Source organism: Kitasatospora sp. NPDC008050, from assembly GCF_042957465.1.
GTDB lineage: Bacteria > Actinomycetota > Actinomycetes > Streptomycetales > Streptomycetaceae > Kitasatospora.
On sequence record NZ_JBIBIJ010000002.1, the window covers coordinates 497,509 to 514,907 of the forward strand.

The window sequence follows — 17,399 nt, forward strand, 5'->3', positions numbered from 1 at the left end:
TTGACGCGCATAGATAGGGGTGTCCGTTTTGGCCCTCTATGGGGGCATTACTCGTCGGTTTTCAGCGTCCGGTATCCGGACGGATTTGGCGGGAAGCCGCCGCTGGCGACTTTTCGTCAGCCATTAAGTGACTTCCCGGAATCCGTCGGGAGAGGTGCTGCCCAACCCCGCTGTCGGTTACACGCCACTGGCGAGATGTCGCCGTGAATCACGTCGAAGCCCCGGAGCGATCGACGTTCCGGGGCTTCGGTCGAGCATTTTTGACATGCTCACAGATGAAACTTGGAAGTGCGCTCCGCATCGGTGTTCTTGTCATAGACGGAAGCGATCGCGTCCGCCACGTCCTGGGTTGTGATCGGGGCCAAAGTACCGTCGCTCTTACGGAACTTGAGCTTGTCGAAGACCGGCCCGACAGCCGTGGCCAACTGGTTGAGGTCCCACTTGGGAACGAAGTTCCCGGAGCCGTCCGGCACCAGGGTGAGCGTCTTCGCGGCAATTGCCTTGGTGAAGACGAACTTCCTGGGCGCGCTGCCGGTGCCGGCCAGCACGGTGACCCGGCCGCTGACGATCGCCTTGCCGAGGCCGTCGGCGGCCCCCTGCAGCGCCTGGGTGGAGACCTTGGGCTGGGCGGCGGTCACCGCCAGCGTGATCGGCGCGTCCGGCTTGCCGTTCGCCCGGTCCTGGTAGCTCTGCGCCACCTGGTCGACCGCCGCGCTGCCGTCCACCGCCTGCCCGGCCTGACCGGGGACCACGGTCGGGTCGCCGGTCTCGTTGAACTGGACGTAACCCTCCTTCAGCCCGTGCGCCGTGCTCGCCGCCAGGCTGTCCAGTGCGGCCTTGAGCTTGGCCCGGTCGATCCGCACCAGTGGCGGCACCTTCTTGGTGCCACCGGCCAGCGAGCCGATCACGGTCGAGGGGTCGTAGTTGCGCTTGGTCAGTCCGTCGACGGTGTCGGTGGTGTCGAAGCTCAGGCCGGCGGTGGCGGGGTCCAGCGGCAGCGTCTGGTCGCCGAGCTTCAGCTGGATCGGCTGCGCGCCGATCTTGCCCACGGTGCCGTCGAGCTGGTGGACCGCCTGGTCGCGGCTGTCACCGCCGATGTCGGTGCCCAGGACGGTGGTGCCGCGGGGCACGTCCGCCTGGTTGAGCATCAGGCCGGTGCCGTACGCGGCGGCGCCCAGGAAGAGCACCCCGCCCACGCCGGTGACCAGCAGCTTCTGGGCCTTCGAGCGGGCCTTGGGCTTGGCGGCGGCCTGCTTCTTGGGGGGTGCGGCCGCGGGAGCCGCCGGTGCGGCCTCGGGGCCGCCGGGCGCCTCGGCGCCCAGCGGAGCGGGAGCGGGAGCGCCGGGCGCCGGCGGCTCGGTGGCCGACCAGGGGGCGTCCGAGCCGGTGGCGGTTGCGCCGGGCCGCGGCGCGGTGGGCGCCGCGCCGTACACACCGGCGACCGGCAGGCCAGGTATGGCCTCCTCGGGCAACTCGCCGCTGATCGGGTCGAAGCCGCCGATCTGGGTGTCCTCGGGCTCCCCGGCCTCGGGCGCGCGCCGGCCGAAGGCACCGGGCGGGTTGACCGGCGGCTGGGGCTTGGCGAACCGTCCGGGCGCGCCGGGCGTGCCGGTGGGCCGCGGGTTGGCCGCGGTGCCGAAGGGATCCGCGGCGGGCGGCGCCCCCGGGCCGGGCTGCGGGCCGGCGGCGCCCGGGAACGGCGCGGGGCTCTCGGGCGTGCTCTGGTACGGGTCGCCGGCGTACGGGCCGGCGTTCGCGTACGGGGAGCCGGAGGCGTACGACTGCTCGGCGCCCGGGTAGGGGGTGCCGTACGCCTGCTGGGGGTAGCCTGCCTGGGCCTGGTGGCCGGGAGGGACGCCCTGGCCCGGGGCAGGCGACGGATCGGCCGGGTAGCCGCCCGCGCGCTGGTCGGCGAACGGGCTGCCGGTGGCCGGCTGCTGCGGCACACCGGTGCCGAACCCGCCGCCGAACTCATTGGCGCCGAACTCACTGGTGCCGAACTCGCCGCCGCCGAACGGCGAGGGCGGCGTGCTGCCGGGCCGGGGCAGCGGGCTCTGCACGGTGCTCTCCGCGGAGAAGAGCGGGGCGCCGGGGGCGCCGCCCTGCGGATACGGCGTCTGGGCCTGCGGTGCGGCGGGCGCGGGGGCCGGTGCGGCGGTGCGCGGCGCGGGTGAGCCCACCGGCTCGGGCCGGCTCTTCTGCCGAGGCCGGAACCACTCGCCGGTCGACTCCGCCTCGGACTCCCCCTGCGGGGCCGCAGCGGCTGCCTGGGCTCCGCCGGGCAGCTGGGTCCCGCCGGGGGGCGTGCGCCAGTCCGGTGCCGGTGCCGGCTCGGATCCGCCGGGGGGCGCCGCCGGGCGGCGCCGCGGACCGGCCTCCGGCTCCGCGGTCTGCTCCTCCGGCTTGACGGTGCTTCGCATCACCACCGGCGGGATCGGCCGGGAGCCCGGGATGTTGATCGAGATTCGGGTGGTCAGCGTCGTCTCGGTCTTGGGGACCTCGGGCTCGGCCTCCTCGTGGGCCGCCGGGCTCGGGGAGCCGAAGGGGTCGCCACCGAAGCCGTTCGCCAGCCCTGGGATGCCATAGGGGGGAGTGCCCGACGGGTAGGCGTCGAGCCCCTCACCCGCCCGGTGGCCGGGGGGCGTCGCCCGCCGGGAGGACGGGTAGGCGCTGTCAGATTCGCGGCTGCTCAATGCTGCTCTGCTCCGGGTTCGCGGCCGGACGGCTCGTCCGACGTTGCTGCGGCACCACCATACTGGGAACCCCAGGGTGGCGAACTGCTTCCCTTAGAACCCGATACGTCCGGTTCCAGGACCCGATACGTCCGGTTCCGCACCGTCGAGCCTACGGGGCGGGCGCGTTGACTGCCCGTCGGGTCCGGTCAGTCCCGCTGGCGCGGAATGCCGAAGGTGAACGGCGAGCGGGTGGGCAGCGTCGCGCAGACCAGACCGGGCACCCAGCCGCCCAGGACGTAGACGTACGAGTCCACGCCGGTGGCCAGGACGAAGTCGCCCTCGGGGCGCGGCGACAGCAGGACCAGCAGGACCAGGAACCAGCCGATCAGCGGCATGCCCGCGCCCAGCTTGGTGCCGGTCGCCCGCAGGCCCAGGTAACAGACGGCGCCGTTGGCGAGCAGTGCGAACAGCAGGCCGGCCGGACTCCACAGAGCCTGCACAAAACAACCGCAGAGTGAGACCAGCGCGCCGAGCACGAAGAGCACCGCGTACCAGGCGATGCGCACCGGGCGCGCCGGCAGCGGCTCGGCCAGCCGCTGGGACCGGGTGCCGAGCAGGGTGTGCAGCGGGTTGCTCATCAGGCCTCGATTCCGGTGGCGCCCTCGCCGGTCAGGCCGGCGAACAGGTCGGTCAGCGGCCGGGTGGCGCCGGCCTCGCCGCGGGCCAGCTGGTAGTACTCGTCGGCCACCAGCGGCTGCCAGCGGTCGTTGCTCAGTGCGAAGAAGGTGCCGTCCACGGCGATCTGGGTGACGTGCGCGCGCAGCGCGGCGGCCTTGCGGTCGGCGTACCGGGTGCCGTCGAGCACCGCGTCGATCAGCTCGTCCCCGACCACGCCCGGCACCTCCTCGGGCTCGGCGGCCAGCTCGAAGCGTTCGGCGGCGGCCCGCAGCCCGGGCAGCAGCACCGAGCGCGGCATCCGGTTCCAGAAGATCCTGGCGATCCGCCAGGCCGGGCCGAGCTCGGGCCGGAAGGCGGAGTCGGCGGCCAGCTCGGCGGCGCGCATCGCGACCCGGTGCGCCTGGATGTGGTCCGGGTGCCCGTAGCCGCCGCGCTCGTCATAGGTGACCAGGACCTGCGGGCGCACCTCGCGGACGACGGCGACCAACTGGGCGGCCGCCTCGTCCGGGTCGGCCTGCCAGAAGCAGTCGGGGCGGTCGTTGTCCGGCACGCCGAGCATGCCGGAGTCCCGGTACCGGCCCCGGCCGCCCAGGAAGCGGACGTCGGTCACGCCGACCTCCCGCATCGCGGCGGCCAGCTCGCCGACCCGGTGGGCGCCGAGCTCGTCCTGCCGGTCCGCCGTCAGGTGGGCCAGCTCGGCCGGGATCACCTCGCCGCCCTCGCCGAGGGTGCAGGTCACCAGGGTGACCTGGGCGCCCTCGGCGGTGTAGCGGGCCATGGTGGCGCCGTTGCCGATCGACTCGTCGTCGGGGTGGGCGTGCACCAGCAGCAGGCGGCGGCCTGCGGCGGCGGGCCGGTCTGCGGCGGTGGTCCGATCGGCGGCAGCGGTCATGCAGAGCAGCCTAACGACCGCCGCCACGACCGCGGCCCCAGGCCTCGGTGCCCCGGGCCGCCGCGCCCCGGGTCTCAGAGCTTCAGGTCATTGAGCATCCCGGCGAGATTGCTGGTCACCTGCTGGATCGACGGCGCGATCGAGGTGGAGGCGAGGTAGAAGCCCAGCAGCGAGCAGATGACCGCGTGGGCCAGCTTGAGGCCGGAGCGGCGGACCAGGACCACCACGATGACCAGCATCAGCATGGCTGCGGAGATGGACAAAGCCATGACGGCTCACACCCCTTCTCGGGTGCGCCGCCCGCGTGGGCGGCGGTTGGACCGTGTCGGACAGGGACGAAACCGGACATCGATCATCCGTATCCCCAACAAGGAATACCCGATCAGTGAGGGTCGCATTACTGTCCGTGAGTCCGCGGCGGTCGTGGCGCGGGCCCCGGAAGCGGCGCAACAGCCGGTGGGAAGGGGTCTGTGGGGCCGTGCGGGCGACTTCCTGACGCTGCGCCGAACGAGTGAGCAGCGGCGGGTCGACGCCGTAAGGTGCGGTGCCATGACCACTGAAGCTCCCTCAGCCACCGCTCAGGACACCTTCCCCCGGCAGTACGCGCGGACCCTGCGCTACACCGTCGGCCAGCCCCGTTCGTTCGCCGTGGCACCCGACGGCGCCCGGGTCGTCTTCCTGCGCTCCACCGGCCGGGACCGGGCCAACCTGCTCTGGACCCTGGACCCGGCCACCGGTGCGGAGACCGTCGTCGCCGACTCCGTCCAGCTGCTCGGCGGCGGCGAGGAGGACCTCTCGCCGGCCGAGCGCGCCCGCCGCGAGCGCAGCCGGGAGGGCTCGGCCGGCATCGTCGGCTACGCGCTGGACGGCGCGGCCGAGCTGGCCGCCTTCGCCCTCTCCGGGCGCCTCTTCACCGCCGACCTGGCCGCAGGTGCAGCCCGTGAGCTGCCCGCCGCCGGGCCGCTGCTCGACCCGCGTCCCTCGCCCGACGGCCGCTGGATCGCCTACCCGACCACCGCGGGCGCGCTGCGCCTGATCGCGGCCGACGGCAGCGGGGACCGCGCGCTGGCGGAGCCGGAGGCGGCCGGGGTGACCTGGGGTCAGGCGGAGTTCATCGCCCAGGAGGAGATGGACCGGGACCGCGGCTACTGGTGGTCCCCGCGCAGCGATGCGCTGCTGGTCGCCCGGGCCGACGACGCGCCGGTCCAGCGCTGGTGGATCGCCGACCCGGCCAGGCCCGAGACGGTGCCCACCGAGGTCGCCTACCCGGCCGCCGGCACCCCCAACGCCGAGGTGACGCTCTGGCTGTTCGCCCTGGACGGCACCCGCACCGAGGTCGTCTGGGACCGCGCCGCCTACCCGTACCTGGGCCGGGTGCACTGGTCGGCGGGCGGTGCGCCGCTGCTCCTGGTGCAGGCCCGCGACCAGCGCAGCCAGCTGCTGCTGACCGTCGACCAGGCCACCGGCGCCACCAGCGAGCTGCTCGCCGAGCAGGACGCGGCCTGGCTGGAGCTGTTCTCCGGGGCGCCCGCCTGGACCCCGGACGGGCGCCTGGTGCGGATCAGCGACGAGCCCGGGCACCGCGCGCTCTTCGTCGACCAGGTGAAGCTGACCGACGACACCCTGCACCTGCGGGCCGTGCTGGCGGTGGGCGCCGAGGAGATCCTGTGCACCGCGAGCGCGGGCGAGGGGGCCGAGGACCAGACCCCGGGTCTGCAGGGTCTGTACGCCGTCCCGCTGGACGGCTCGGGTCCGCGCCTGCTGCGCCGGGGCGCGGCGCTCGACGCGGTGCGCGGCGGCGAGGTCACCGTGCTCTCCAGCTCGGCCCTGGACCGCCCGGGCCGGCGGGCCGAGGTGCTGCGCGGCGGGGAGAGCGTCCTGACGGTCACCTCGTACGCCGAGACCCCGGTGCTCACCACCCGGCCGCAGTTCCGGCTGGTCGGGGAGCACCGGATCCCGGCCGCCGTGGTGCTGCCGACCGGCTACGACCGGGAGCGCGACGGGCTGCTGCCGGTGCTGATGGACCCGTACGGCGGCCCGCACGCCGCGCTGGTGGTGCAGGCGCACAACGCCTTCCTCGGCTCGCAGTGGTTCGCTGACCAGGGCTTCGCCGTGGTGGTCGCGGACGGTCGCGGCACCCCGGGCCGCAGCCCGGCCTGGGAGAAGGCGATCGCCTTCGACTTCGCCGGCGTCACGCTGGACGACCAGGTGGAGGCGCTGCAGGCGCTGGCCGAGGAGTTCCCGCTGGACCTGGGCCGGGTGGCCATCCGCGGCTGGTCCTACGGCGGGTACCTGTCGGCGCTGGCGGTGCTGCGCCGCCCCGACGTCTTCCACGCGGCGGTGGCCGGCGCCCCGGTGACCGAGTGGCGGCTCTACGACACCCACTACACCGAGCGCTACCTGGGCCACCCCGACGAGCGCCCGGAGGTCTACGAGGCCAACTCGCTGACCGGCGACGCGGCCAGGCTGGAGCGGCCGCTGATGATCGTGCACGGCCTCGCGGACGACAACGTGGTGGCCGCGCACACGCTGCGGCTCTCCTCGGCGCTGCTGGCCGCGGGCCGCCCGCACACCGTGCTGCCGCTGTCCGGCGTCACCCACATGACGCCGCAGGAGCAGGTGGCGGAGAACCTGCTGCTGCTCCAGGTCGCCTTCCTGCAGGAGAAGCTGGGCCTGAAGCCGGCACCGGGGCAGTGACCCGGGCGTCCTCGGCATGACATCCGTCATGCCGAGGACGCGACGACGCACACTGCCGCGCCTGCCACGGGTCCGCCATCCTGGTCAGGTCAGCACAACGGCAGCAGAGGACGGGGAGAGCCGCCATGCCCGAGGAAGTGGCCGCGTTCAGACGGGTCAGCAAGAGCTACGGGCATGTCAAGGCGGTGAACGGCCTGGACCTGACGCTCCATCCGGGCCAGACCGTGGCGCTGCTCGGCCCCAACGGCGCGGGCAAGTCCAGCAGCCTGGACCTGCTACTCGGCCTGCGCGACCCCGATCAGGGGCAGGTCACCCTGTTCGGCGGCACCCCGCGCGCGGCCGTGGAGGCCGGGCGGGTGGGCGCGATGCTGCAGAGCGGCGGTCTGATGACCGACGTCAAGGTGCGCGAGCTGGTCCAGCTGGCCTGCGACGTGCACCCGCGCGGTCACCGGGTCGAGCAGGTGCTGCAGGACGCGGGCGTCACCGAGATCGCCGACCGCCGGGTGGACAAGCTCTCCGGCGGCCAGGAGCAGCGGGTGCGCTTCGCGCTGGCGATCGCCGGACAGAACGACCTGATCGTGCTCGACGAGCCGACCACCGGCATGGACGTCTCGGTCCGCCAGCAGTTCTGGGGCGCGATGCGCCGGCAGGCCGAGGAGGGCCGCACGGTCCTCTTCGCCACCCACTACCTGGAAGAGGCCGACTCGATCGCGGACCGGGTGCTGGTGCTGCACCGCGGCCGGCTGATCGCCGACGGCTCGTCCGCCGAGATCAAGGCCAAGGCCGGCGCCCGGCGGGTCAGCTTCGAGCTGCACGCCGCGGACGGCCAGGTCGAGGAGTCCGTGCTGCGCGCGCTGCCGAGCCTGGTGGCGCTGGAGATCAGCGGCCCGCCGAACGGGGTGCGCACCGTGCGGATCCGCTCCACCGACGCCGACGCGGTGGTGGCCGGGCTCTACCGGGCCGGCTGCTATCCGCGCGGTCTGGAGGTCACCAGCCTCGGACTGGAGCAGGCCTTCCTGACCATCACCAGTGAACAGGATGAGCAGGACGGCCAGCAGGACGGCCAGCAGGGCCAGCAGGACGGCACCCTGAGCGGGACGGAGCGCGCGCGATGAGAACCCTGATCAAGCTGGAGATCCTGCGCACGCTGCGCAACCGGCGCTACGTCTTCTTCACGATCCTGTACCCGGCGCTGATGTACTTCTTCTTCATCAGCGCCTACAGCAACGGCAACGTCTCCACCGGGGTCAGCGCCAAGAGCTACTTCATGGTCTCGATGGCCACCTTCGGCGCGGTCGGCGCGGTGCTCACCGGCAGCGCGCAGCGGATCTCGCTGGAGCGCAAGAGCGGCTGGACCCGGCAGCTGCGGCTGACCGCGCTGCCCGGTCGGGCGTACGCGGTGGCGAAGATCAGCGCCTGCGCGGTGACCACGCTGCCCGCCATCCTGGTGGTCTTCGTGCTCGGCGCCTTCGAGGGCGTGCGGTTGGACGCCGGGCAGTGGCTGGGCCTGGTGGTCGTGCTCTGGGTGGGCAGCTTCGTCTTCGCGGCGCTGGGCGTGGCGCTCGGGTACGCGGCGGAGCCGAGCGCGGTGCAGCCGATCGTGATGATCGTCTACATGCTGATGGCGGCCTTCGGCGGGACCTGGTACCCGGTGACCGGTGGGCTGAAGTCGGTGGCCCGGTTCAATCCGGTCTACCTGTACAACCAACTGGCGGGCTTCGTGCACCCGGGCACCTCCTTCGACCTGTCGGCCGCGGTCGGGATGGCCGCGTTCCTGGCGGTCTTCGTGGCCGGGGTGGCCGTGCTGTACCGCAGGGACACCAAGCAGGCATGATGACCGCCATGTCGACAATGCCGCTGGACCACCGCCCGGACGAGTTCGAGGCGGCGGACCAGGGGCGTGCGGCCGCCTCACCGTCCGGCGCTGCCTCACCGCCCGGCGCTGCTTCACCGCCCGGCGCTGCTTCACCGTCCGGCTCCGCCGAGCGGGCGCTGGCCGCCGCGGAGGGTGAGCTGCGGTTCAGGGGCGCGGTCCCGGGGGGTCCGGTGGACAACCGGCGCCAGCTGCTGGTGAAGCTCTGCTGGATGCTGCTGTGGGCGTTCTACCTGGTCTACCCGGTCAAGGACCTGACCGGCAGTCACCATGGAACGGTTGCCAAGGCGTTCGGCTGGGCCGCCCTGGTCGGTTTCCTGGCCTGCTACGTCACCCTGGTGCTCTTCCGCTCGATGCGGGGCGTCCGGTGGCGCGGCAGCTACCCGCTGGTCGCCGTGATGGCGGTGATCGCGCCGGCCACCAGCCTCGGCCTGGGATCCGACTGGCTGATCATGTTCAACTACCTGTCGGTCGCGGTCGGTGCGGTGCTGGCGCCGCGGTTGGCGCTCGCCGGGGTCGCTTCGGTCACCGGGGCGATGGCGGTGACTGCCCTGTCGCTCTCCCAGGACCTGGGCACGATCGGGACGGTGGCGCTGCCGGCCTTCCTCAGCGGTGCCGCGATGATCGGCATGCAGCGGCTGGTCGGCGTGATGCGCGAACTGCGCGACGCCCGCGAGACGGTGGCGCACCTGGCGGCCGCCGAGGAGCGGCTGCGGCTGGCCCGCGACATGCACGACCTGCTCGGTCACTCGCTCTCGCTGATCACCCTCAAGAGCGAGCTGGCCGGCCGGTTCATGGCGGCCGGTCAGCAGGAGGCGGCACGGACCCAGGTGACCGACATCGAGCAGGTGGCGCGCGAGTCGCTGACCGATGTCCGGGCGGCCATCACGGGCTACCGCAGGCCCAGCCTGCCGGTCGAACTCTCCGCCGCCCGCCGGGCGCTGGCCACCGCCGGGGTGACCCTGCAGGCGCCCGCCGCACTGGCCGAGGACCGTCCCGGGCTCGGCGCGGCGGAGGCCGAGACGCTCGCCTGGGCGCTGCGCGAGGCGGTCACCAACATCGTCCGGCACGCCCACGGCGCCACCCTTTGCACGGTCGGCATGGACGAGACCTGGGACGGCGAGGGCGGGCGCTTCGCCGTTCTGGAGATCACCGACGACGGGGCCGGGCCGGGCAAGTCGGGCCCCGGCAACGGGCTGTCCGGGCTCGACGAGCGGCTCGCACTGGTCGGTGGCCATCTGGAGACCTCACCGGGCCGGCACGGCAAGGGCTTCAGGATCCGGGCCCTGGTGCCGCTGGGTGCCCGGGTGGCATAGCGCGCCGCCAAGGAGGGCGCCCGGCCGCGGAAATCCCGACGGCCGCGGAATCCCGACGGCCGCGGAAATGGCAACAGCTGTGCAAACGGCAACGGCCGGGACGGCGGCGCACAGGTGCGCCTGGCCGGCCCGGCCGCACGATTCGGATCCGCGCGGGGACTCGCGGGGGGAAATCAGTCGGACGAGGCGTCGAAGCTGCCCTCGGAGCCGCCCTCGTTGCTCCAGGTCGCGCCGGCCTGGCCGCGGCCCGCCATGGCGGTGCCGCTGTTGTTGTGGTACTTCGCCTCGGAGGCGCTGATGCTGTGCGCGCTGGCACCGGTCGCGGTACCGGCGACCGCGAGGGTCGCGAGGGCAAAGCCGATCAGGGCGGTGCGAATTCGCATAAGTATTCCCTTCTCCGGCGGACCGATGATTATGGCCCGTTATGTCCAAGAGAATGCACTATCTGACATCAGGTCAGTTAGTCGCTTACGCATGCTTTCACCCTGATGGTCGTAGTACGCCGCACTCCTGGTGGAAAGCGGCGGACGGGTACTGCCTAGGCTGGCCGCATGACAGACGAGACGGGGGCAGGGACGCCTGCGCGAGGGATAAGGGTCCTGCTCGCCGAGGACCAGGGCATGGTGCGCGAGGCGCTGGCGGCGCTGCTCGGACTGGAGGGCGACATCCAGGTCGTCGCCCAGGTGTCGCGGGGGGACGAGGTGGTCGACGCGGTGCTCGCGCACGACGTCCAGGTGGCCGTGCTGGACATCGAGATGCCCGGGATGACGGGGATCGAGGCAGCGGCCGAGGTGAAGCGGCGCTGCCCGGGCACCAAGGTGGTGATCGCCACCACCTTCGGGCGCCCCGGCTATCTGCGCCGCGCGATGGAGAGCGGGGCGGACGCCTTCCTGGTCAAGGACGCCCCGGCGAGCGAACTCGCCGAGGCGGTACGGCGGGTGCTGCGCGGTGAGCGGGTGATCGACCCGACCCTGGCCGCGGCCGCGCTGGCCGAGGGCGCCAACCCGCTGACCGGGCGCGAGCTGGACGTGCTCGGGGCGGCCTCGGACGGCGCGGTGAACGCCGAGATCGCCCGCCGCCTGCACCTGTCGGAGGGCACGGTGCGCAACTACCTGTCGATGGCGATCCAGAAGACCGGTGCCCGCAACCGCGCCGAGGCGATCCGGGTCGCCAGGGAGAAGGGCTGGATGTGACTCCAGGTCAGCCCGGCCGGCCGCCCGGCACCGCCTAGTTGAGGCGGTGCCGGGCCGACCGGGCCTCCTGGCGGACCTTGGCGGCGGACTCCGGATCGAAGGTGTCCAGGATCCGCGCGTAGTCCTCCATCTCGGCTGCCCCGCCCAGGAAGTCGCCGGTGCGCACCAGCAGTTCGGCCCGCTCCAGGCGCAGCTGGGCCGGGTGCCGGGGGAGCAGCAGGGACAGCTCGGTGGCCCACAGCTGCACCCTGGCCTGCTCCGGCCGGTCGGTGGCCCAGCTGCGGATGTTGCCCAGCACCCGCAGCGTGAGGTCCAGCGGCTGGGCGGGCGTCAGCAGGTCGGGGGTGAAGCGGTGGCCGGCGGCGAGCACGATGGTGGCGGCGTCCTGCGAGCTGAGCAGCCGCCCGCCGTGGAAGGGGTCCGCCAGCACGTACTCCTCGCCCGGTTCGGGACCGCCCACCGCGACGATGAAGTGCCCGGGCAGCGCGATCCCGTGCACCGTCAGCCCGGCCCGCGCGGCAACCGCCGACCAGACCAGGCTGAGCAGGATCGGCAGCCCGCGCCGGCGCCGCAGCACCTCGGGCAGCAGCGAGGACTCCAGCCGCCGGTAGTCCGACTGCCGGCCGTGGAAGCGTTCCCGGCCGGCCAGCACCGCCGCCAGCAGCGCCGCGGTCTCCTCCGGGGTGGCGGGCGAGCGCTCGGCGACCGCGCGCCGCACCGCGGCCGCGTGCCGGTCCAGGGCGGCCTGACAGGCCGCCAGCAGCGCCTCCAGGGTGGGCGGCGGCTCCAGGCGGCCGTCCTCGGTGTAGCCGGGGTCGGCCAGGGTGTGCTCGGCGGCCGCCAGCAGGCAGAGCAGCACCGGATCGGGCTGCTCGGACCTGGCCTCGGCGCGGAAGCGGGCTCTGCTCTGCTCGGTCACGGTGGCTGCGCTGGCTTTCGTGCGTGACGGCTTCGACTGACGGGCGGGGATCCCGGTCAGGGATTCCCATGGCGGGAACCTACGTGGACGGCTGAGCCTTAAGGAAGACGGGCGTAGTGGTAAGTGTGACTGGTCGTGAAGCCGAGTCCGTCATAGAGCGTGATCGCACCACTGTTCTCGGCCTCCACCTGCAGGTGGGCGCCCTGTGCGCCCTCCTCGGCGGCGCGCGCCGCCAGCGCCGCCATCAGCGCTGTCGCCAGACCCCGCCGGCGGGCGTTGGGGCGCACCTCGACGGCTCCGAAGCCGGCCCAGGCACCGTCGACGACGCACCGTCCGATCGCCAGCGGGATGCCGCCGTGCGGGTCGGGAACGGTGGCGAACCAGACCGAGGGGCCGCCGTGCAGCACCCGGCGGGCGGCCTCGGTCAGCGCCGGGTCGGCCTCGACCCGCTGGTAGGCCGACAGCCACTCGGGGCCGGCGGTGCGCGACAGCCGGACCGCGTCCGCGCCGCGGCCGGCCTTGGCCAGCGGAGCCAGCGGTGCGGTGCGCACCAGGGTCGGCGCGAACCGGGCACCCAGCCGGTCCAGCTCCGCGGTCAGTTCGGCCGGCGAGCCCGGGGTGACCAGTTCGACCCAGGTGGGCAGCCCGCGCTCGGCGTACCACTGCCGGGCCCGCTCCAGCGCCTGCGGCAGCGGCAGCCCGGGGTCGCCGAGGGTCTGCACCGAGTTGGCCCGGCGGGTGAAGCCGGCCGAGGCGCGCAGCAGCCAGTCGCCGAGCGGCCGCTGTTCCACGGCGGGCCAGCCGCGGGCGGCGATCCGCTGCAGCTCGACGGGGCCGGCGGTGGGCAGCGGCGCGTTCCTGGCCGGGAAGAGCGGGACCACCTTCCCCGCGACCAGCCGGTCGAGCGGGATCCGCGCCTCGGTACGGTCGCGGGTGACCACGGTCAGCTCATGATCGTCCCAGGATGTGAGCACCCCGATCGCATCGCGGAACGACGGGCGGCCGGTGGCCGGGTCGAGCCCCGGCTCGACCTGCCGCACGGACACTCGTCGTCCCATGTCAGAGCGGTGTATCCGGACCTCGGGGCGGGCACCGATCGGAATAGGGGTGCTACTCAAGCTAACCTCCGGTGCATTTGTAGTCTCTGACCCGCGATACTAGGTGCGGGCATCGACGACGCCGCGCTCACCCGCGCACGCAAGCAGATAGTTTGGGCACCGGCCCAACCGAGGAGGAACGACAGCGTGACCTACGTCATCGCGCAGCCTTGTGTCGACGTCAAGGACAAGGCGTGCATCGAAGAATGCCCGGTTGACTGCATCTATGAGGGCGAGCGCTCCCTTTACATCCACCCGGATGAGTGCGTCGACTGTGGTGCATGCGAGCCGGTCTGCCCGGTCGAGGCGATCTTCTACGAGGACGACACTCCGGAGGAGTGGAAGGACTACTACAAGGCGAACGTCGAGTTCTTCGACGACCTCGGTTCGCCCGGTGGTGCCTCGAAGCTCGGCCTGATCGAGCGGGACCACCCGTTCATCGCGGCGCTGCCGCCGCAGAACCAGGACGAGCACTGAGCCTGTGAGCACGAACGAACCGCGCGCGCCGTTCCCGGGTCACCCGGGGGCGGCGCGCCGCGTCTCCGACCTTCTGCCGGTCTTCCCCTGGGACAAGCTGGAGCCGTACAAGGCCACCGCGCTCGCCCACCCCGACGGGCTGTGCGACTTCTCGGTCGGCACGCCGGTGGACCCGGTCCCCGAGCTGATCCAGAAGGCGCTGGCGGCCAGCACCGACACCCCCGGCTACCCGACCGTCTGGGGCACGCGGGAGCTGCGGCAGACGATCGCCGGGTGGCTGTGCCGCCGGGTCGGTGCCGAGATCTCGCCGAACGCCGTGCTGCCGACCGTCGGCTCCAAGGAGCTGGTGGCCTGGCTGCCCGGGCAGCTCGGGCTCGGCCCGGGCGATCAGGTGGCCTACCCGCGGCTGGCCTACCCCACCTACGAGGTCGGCGCCCGGCTCTGCGGGGCGACGCCGGTCGAGTACGAGGACGTCGAAGAGCTGGACCCCACCCGCGTGCGGCTGATCTGGCTCAACTCGCCGTCCAACCCCACCGGGCGGGTGCTGACGGCCGACCAGCTGCGCCGTGCGGTGGCCTGGGCCAGGACGCACGGGGCGCTGCTGGTCAGCGACGAGTGCTACCTGGAGCTGGGCTGGGAGGCCGAGCCGGTCTCGGTGCTGCGGGCCGACGTCTGCGGCGGCTCGCACGAGGGCCTGCTGGCCGTGCACTCGCTCTCCAAGCGTTCCAACCTGGCCGGCTACCGCGCCTCCTTCGTGGCGGGCGACCCGGTGGTGGTGCGCGAGCTGCTGGAGGTCCGCAGGCACGGCGGCATGATCGTGCCGGCACCGGTCCAGGCGGCCACCATCGCGGCCCTCGGTGACGACGCGCACGTGGCCGAGCAGCGGGCCCGGTACGCCGCCCGCCGCTCGGCGCTGCGCGAGGCACTGACCGGCCACGGGTTCCGGATCGAGCACTCCGAGGCGAGCCTGTACCTGTGGGCCACCCGGGACGAGCCGTGCTGGGACACCGTGGCGGCGCTGGCCGAGCTGGGCATCCTGGTGGCGCCCGGTGACTTCTACGGGCCCGCGGGCGACACGTTCGTGCGGGTCGCGTTCACCGCGACCGACGAGCGGGTCGCGGCCGCGGTGCGGCGCCTGAACGGCTGAGACGGCCACGACGGCACGACAGAACGGGCGGTGGGGACGGTTGTGAACCGTCCCCACCGCCCGTTCTCGCTGGATGCGACCGGTCGGGTCAGCTCACCGACGGCGTGTGCTGCAGCGTCCCGGTCAGGCCGCTGAGCAGGTTCGGCACGCTGCCCAGGTCGGGCAGGCCGCCCAGCCGGTGGGTGCTCTCGCCGGCCTGGTCGTGCAGCTGGGCCAGGTGCAGCGCGTCGGTGGCCTCGGTGGGGTGCACCAGGTCGCCGGCCTGCGGCGTGCCGCTGGTCAGGTGCTCGGTGCTCGGCAGGCCGTGCTCCCCGAGGTGCTGGGTGGCGGGTACCGCGCCGAGCAGGTGGCCGGTGTCGGGCAGTGCGCTGCCCAGGCCGTCGGAGCTGGGCAGCGCGTCGGCCAGCCGGTCCTGAGCCGGCATCGCGGCGGACAGGCTGCTGGTGGCCGGGACCTGGCCCAGCAGGTGGCTGGTGGCGCCGAGCGGGTTGCTCACGGTGTCGGCGTTCACCACCTTGTCCACCCCGCTGACGGTCGGCGTGCCCGGCAGCGAGCCGGGGGCGGCCAGCGCGCCGGTGCCGGAGAGCGGCGAGGCGGGCATCGCGGGCATCGAGCGGGTCGCGCCGCCGGGCAGCGAGCCGCTGACCAGTGGTGTCAGCCTGTGGGCGGTCTCGGTCAGCAGGCCGCTGGCGGCCGTGGTCGAGCCGTCCTGGTGGTTGAGCTCGTCCACCATCTTGTCGGTCTGGGGCAGCGCGGTGGCCGCCATCATGCCGGTGGCGTCGGCGGCGGCCGGCACGGCCGTGCGGCCGAGCACCGCGGCGGTGGTGCCCAGGGCCTGCCCGACCTGGTGGGTCTCCCCCTGCAGGGTCGAGGTCTTGGTGACGCCGTCCAGCTTGCTGAATCCGGAGCCGAGGTCGGTGCCGTGCGGGACCAGCTCGGCGGCCGACGCCGACCCGGCGGCGATCAGCGGGGTCGCACCGGCCGCGACCAGGAGTGCGGCCTGGGCGATCCGGCGCGAGAGGGGGAGGGACATGGTGCTCCTAAGAAGTGACGACATGACGGGTCCGCCGGGCGGACGCCGTGATTACCGCCTGAGGAGCGAGAAGGTTTCGGTGGCCGAGGGTAAAGAGTCTCTAAAGATCGCATGATCTTTTTTCTGGCATCCCGGACATGTGGGACGTCGGCCATCCCGCCGAAGGAACGTCACTTCCGTTGTGCGTCAGGGCCGAAGAAAGCGCGGCCGGTCCGCTCCCGGGTGGGAGCGGACCGGCCGCGGTTCACCTCGCACCGGACGGCCGCGTCCACTCGGCGTCCTGATGTTCACTCGCCGGAGGGTCGTGCGGCCCGGCGTTCGTCAATCCGTGTTGACGGCTCCGGTGGGCAGCGCGTCAGTGCTTCGCGGGGGGCATTCCGAGAGTCACCAGGACCTGGCTCGTCGAGGTCGCGCCCGGCAGCGCCTGCCAGCCGTCGGACGAGCGGTCGATCCGCCACACCTTCCCGTTGTAGGCGACCGTGCCGATGCTCAGCTCCTGGGCGTGCGCCACCGACCACTGCGCCACCGCCCAGCCGCTCTGCAACTGCGCGTCCGGGCCGGTGTCGAGGGCGGGATCGGGGGCGAGTGCGAGCGCCTGGCCCGCCCCGGTCCCGCTGACGGCCGGGCTGCCGGTCGCCGGGCTCGCCGCCACCGCCCGCCCGAACTCGCGCTGCACCTGGAGGGTCACCAGCTGCGCCGCGCCTTGGGCGGCCGGGCTCGCCGTGCCGCTCGGGGAGGCCGTGCCCGCGTCGACCGGGTCGGACTGGGGGAAGGCGTGCACCGTGCAGCTGAAGGTGGCCTGGGTGTGGCCGGTCAGCGCCTCGGCCAGCAGCGTGGCGTTCGCCTCGTGCTTGGCGTACGCGCCGGGGTAGCCGCTCTTCTGCACGTCCTGCGCGGCCTCGGTGAGCGGCAGCCGGGCGTAGCCCTGCACCTTCACCAGCGCGTCCAGGAACTTGTTGGTGGCGTAGACCGGGTCCATGATCTGCTGCTCGGTGCCCCAGCCCTGGGAGGGGCGCTGCTGGAACAGGCCCACCGAGTCGCGGTCGCCACCGGCCAGGTTGTGCAGCTTGGACTCCTGCATCCCGGTGGCCAGCGCGATGGTCAGGGCGCGCTCCGGCAGCCCGCGGGCGATGCTCACCGCCGCGATGGTGGCCGCGTTGGAGCCCTGGTCCAGGTCCATCGTGACCGGCTTGCCACCGGGCTGGGTGACCTCGCACTGCTCGGCGCTCTCACCCAGGTGGTTGCGGTTCCACAGCACGAGCCCGGCGATCACCACGCCGATCAGCAGCAGCGCGGTCAGCATCCAGCGCAGCGGCCTGCGGCGCTTACGGCGGCCACGGGCCGCTTCCCCTTCAATGACCACCGTGGCCCCTCTCGCCTTGCGTTTGTGTCCCGCACACCG

Annotated in this window: 16 protein-coding genes; 7 read left to right on the plus strand and 9 right to left on the minus strand. The window is 73.3% G+C overall.

Translation table 11 applies throughout. The annotated features are described in order from the left end of the window. Positions 1-269 precede the first annotated feature (269 nt). The 4 genes from ACFZB9_RS05685 to ACFZB9_RS05700 form a co-directional block, all read right to left on the minus strand. Positions 270-2,693 (minus strand): peptidoglycan binding domain-containing protein, encoded by a 2,424-nt coding sequence (locus ACFZB9_RS05685; RefSeq protein ID WP_391443897.1) that lies wholly within the window; start codon positions 2,691-2,693, stop codon positions 270-272. Between the two features lie 188 nt (positions 2,694-2,881). Beyond that, positions 2,882-3,313: a DUF6113 family protein gene (locus tag ACFZB9_RS05690; protein WP_391443899.1), complete on the minus strand. Its 432-nt coding sequence runs from the start codon at positions 3,311-3,313 to the stop codon at positions 2,882-2,884. Next, positions 3,313-4,245 (minus strand): N-acetyl-1-D-myo-inositol-2-amino-2-deoxy-alpha-D-glucopyranoside deacetylase, encoded by a 933-nt coding sequence (gene mshB / locus ACFZB9_RS05695; protein ID WP_391443900.1) that lies wholly within the window; start codon positions 4,243-4,245, stop codon positions 3,313-3,315. The genes ACFZB9_RS05690 and mshB overlap by 1 nt, the downstream gene beginning before the upstream one ends. 74 nt (positions 4,246-4,319) lie before the next feature. Beyond that, positions 4,320-4,514 carry a DUF2304 domain-containing protein gene (locus ACFZB9_RS05700; protein WP_327068799.1) on the minus strand — a complete coding sequence of 65 codons (195 nt, stop codon included), beginning with the start codon at positions 4,512-4,514 and terminating at the stop codon, positions 4,320-4,322. Between the two features lie 280 nt (positions 4,515-4,794). Between ACFZB9_RS05700 and ACFZB9_RS05705 the strand changes: the two genes are divergently transcribed. The 4 genes from ACFZB9_RS05705 to ACFZB9_RS05720 all read left to right on the plus strand — a co-directional run bounded on the left by ACFZB9_RS05705 (position 4,795) and on the right by ACFZB9_RS05720 (position 10,131). Then, positions 4,795-6,942 carry a prolyl oligopeptidase family serine peptidase gene (locus tag ACFZB9_RS05705; protein ID WP_391443903.1) on the plus strand — a complete coding sequence of 716 codons (2,148 nt, stop codon included), beginning with the start codon at positions 4,795-4,797 and terminating at the stop codon, positions 6,940-6,942. Between the two features lie 125 nt (positions 6,943-7,067). After that, positions 7,068-8,057 (plus strand): ABC transporter ATP-binding protein, encoded by a 990-nt coding sequence (locus tag ACFZB9_RS05710; RefSeq protein WP_391443905.1) that lies wholly within the window; start codon positions 7,068-7,070, stop codon positions 8,055-8,057. Continuing rightward, positions 8,054-8,776, plus strand: coding sequence for an ABC transporter permease (locus ACFZB9_RS05715; RefSeq protein WP_391443907.1), 723 nt, complete (start codon positions 8,054-8,056; stop codon positions 8,774-8,776). The genes ACFZB9_RS05710 and ACFZB9_RS05715 overlap by 4 nt, the downstream gene beginning before the upstream one ends. 8 nt (positions 8,777-8,784) lie before the next feature. After that, the gene (locus ACFZB9_RS05720) at positions 8,785-10,131 is read left to right on the plus strand and encodes a sensor histidine kinase (RefSeq protein ID WP_391443909.1); all 1,347 of its coding nucleotides are present in this window, start codon (positions 8,785-8,787) and stop codon (positions 10,129-10,131) included. A 173-nt stretch (positions 10,132-10,304) separates the two neighbouring features. Here ACFZB9_RS05720 and ACFZB9_RS05725 read toward each other — a convergent pair whose 3' ends face one another. Continuing rightward, positions 10,305-10,514: a hypothetical protein gene (locus ACFZB9_RS05725; protein ID WP_391443911.1), complete on the minus strand. Its 210-nt coding sequence runs from the start codon at positions 10,512-10,514 to the stop codon at positions 10,305-10,307. Between the two features lie 168 nt (positions 10,515-10,682). Here ACFZB9_RS05725 and ACFZB9_RS05730 point away from each other — a divergent pair, with 168 nt between their 5' ends. Beyond that, the gene (locus ACFZB9_RS05730; RefSeq protein ID WP_391443913.1) at positions 10,683-11,324 is read left to right on the plus strand and encodes a response regulator; all 642 of its coding nucleotides are present in this window, start codon (positions 10,683-10,685) and stop codon (positions 11,322-11,324) included. 34 nt (positions 11,325-11,358) lie between these two features. On the opposite strand, the gene ACFZB9_RS05735 is transcribed toward ACFZB9_RS05730, so the two are convergent. Both ACFZB9_RS05735 and ACFZB9_RS05740 read right to left on the minus strand, forming a co-directional pair. Next, positions 11,359-12,243: a transglutaminase family protein gene (locus tag ACFZB9_RS05735; RefSeq protein WP_391443914.1), complete on the minus strand. Its 885-nt coding sequence runs from the start codon at positions 12,241-12,243 to the stop codon at positions 11,359-11,361. 98 nt (positions 12,244-12,341) lie between these two features. Continuing rightward, positions 12,342-13,301 (minus strand): GNAT family N-acetyltransferase, encoded by a 960-nt coding sequence (locus ACFZB9_RS05740; protein WP_391443916.1) that lies wholly within the window; start codon positions 13,299-13,301, stop codon positions 12,342-12,344. 186 nt (positions 13,302-13,487) lie between these two features. On the opposite strand from ACFZB9_RS05740, the gene fdxA reads away from it, so the two are divergent. Both fdxA and dapC read left to right on the plus strand, forming a co-directional pair. After that, complete coding sequence (fdxA, locus tag ACFZB9_RS05745) at positions 13,488-13,817, plus strand: ferredoxin (protein ID WP_266294097.1); 330 nt, start codon at positions 13,488-13,490, stop codon at positions 13,815-13,817. A 4-nt stretch (positions 13,818-13,821) separates the two neighbouring features. Then, a complete protein-coding gene (gene dapC, locus ACFZB9_RS05750) occupies positions 13,822-14,964 on the plus strand; it encodes a succinyldiaminopimelate transaminase (protein WP_391443918.1) in 1,143 nt (380 codons plus the stop codon). 88 nt (positions 14,965-15,052) lie between these two features. Here the strand turns inward: dapC and ACFZB9_RS05755 are convergent, their stop codons facing one another. Beyond that, positions 15,053-15,997: a hypothetical protein gene (locus tag ACFZB9_RS05755; protein ID WP_391443920.1), complete on the minus strand. Its 945-nt coding sequence runs from the start codon at positions 15,995-15,997 to the stop codon at positions 15,053-15,055. Between the two features lie 355 nt (positions 15,998-16,352). Next, complete coding sequence (locus tag ACFZB9_RS05760; RefSeq protein ID WP_391443922.1) at positions 16,353-17,360, minus strand: hypothetical protein; 1,008 nt, start codon at positions 17,358-17,360, stop codon at positions 16,353-16,355. Positions 17,361-17,399: the final 39 nt, after the last annotated feature.

Bases quoted from the DNA above. Each gene is read 5' to 3' on its own strand.
- ACFZB9_RS05690 (WP_391443899.1), bottom strand. From the start codon at position 3,313: ATGAGCAACCCGCTGCACACCCTGCTCGGCACCCGGTCCCAGCGGCTG.
- mshB (WP_391443900.1), bottom strand. From the start codon at position 4,245: ATGACCGCTGCCGCCGATCGGACCACCGCCGCAGACCGGCCCGCCGCC.
- ACFZB9_RS05700 (WP_327068799.1), bottom strand. From the start codon at position 4,514: ATGGCTTTGTCCATCTCCGCAGCCATGCTGATGCTGGTCATCGTGGTG.
- ACFZB9_RS05705 (WP_391443903.1), top strand. From the start codon at position 4,795: ATGACCACTGAAGCTCCCTCAGCCACCGCTCAGGACACCTTCCCCCGG.
- ACFZB9_RS05710 (WP_391443905.1), top strand. From the start codon at position 7,068: ATGCCCGAGGAAGTGGCCGCGTTCAGACGGGTCAGCAAGAGCTACGGG.
- ACFZB9_RS05715 (WP_391443907.1), top strand. From the start codon at position 8,054: ATGAGAACCCTGATCAAGCTGGAGATCCTGCGCACGCTGCGCAACCGG.
- ACFZB9_RS05720 (WP_391443909.1), top strand. From the start codon at position 8,785: ATGTCGACAATGCCGCTGGACCACCGCCCGGACGAGTTCGAGGCGGCG.
- ACFZB9_RS05725 (WP_391443911.1), bottom strand. From the start codon at position 10,514: ATGCGAATTCGCACCGCCCTGATCGGCTTTGCCCTCGCGACCCTCGCG.
- ACFZB9_RS05730 (WP_391443913.1), top strand. From the start codon at position 10,683: ATGACAGACGAGACGGGGGCAGGGACGCCTGCGCGAGGGATAAGGGTC.
- ACFZB9_RS05740 (WP_391443916.1), bottom strand. From the start codon at position 13,301: ATGGGACGACGAGTGTCCGTGCGGCAGGTCGAGCCGGGGCTCGACCCG.
- ACFZB9_RS05755 (WP_391443920.1), bottom strand. From the start codon at position 15,997: ATGTCCCTCCCCCTCTCGCGCCGGATCGCCCAGGCCGCACTCCTGGTC.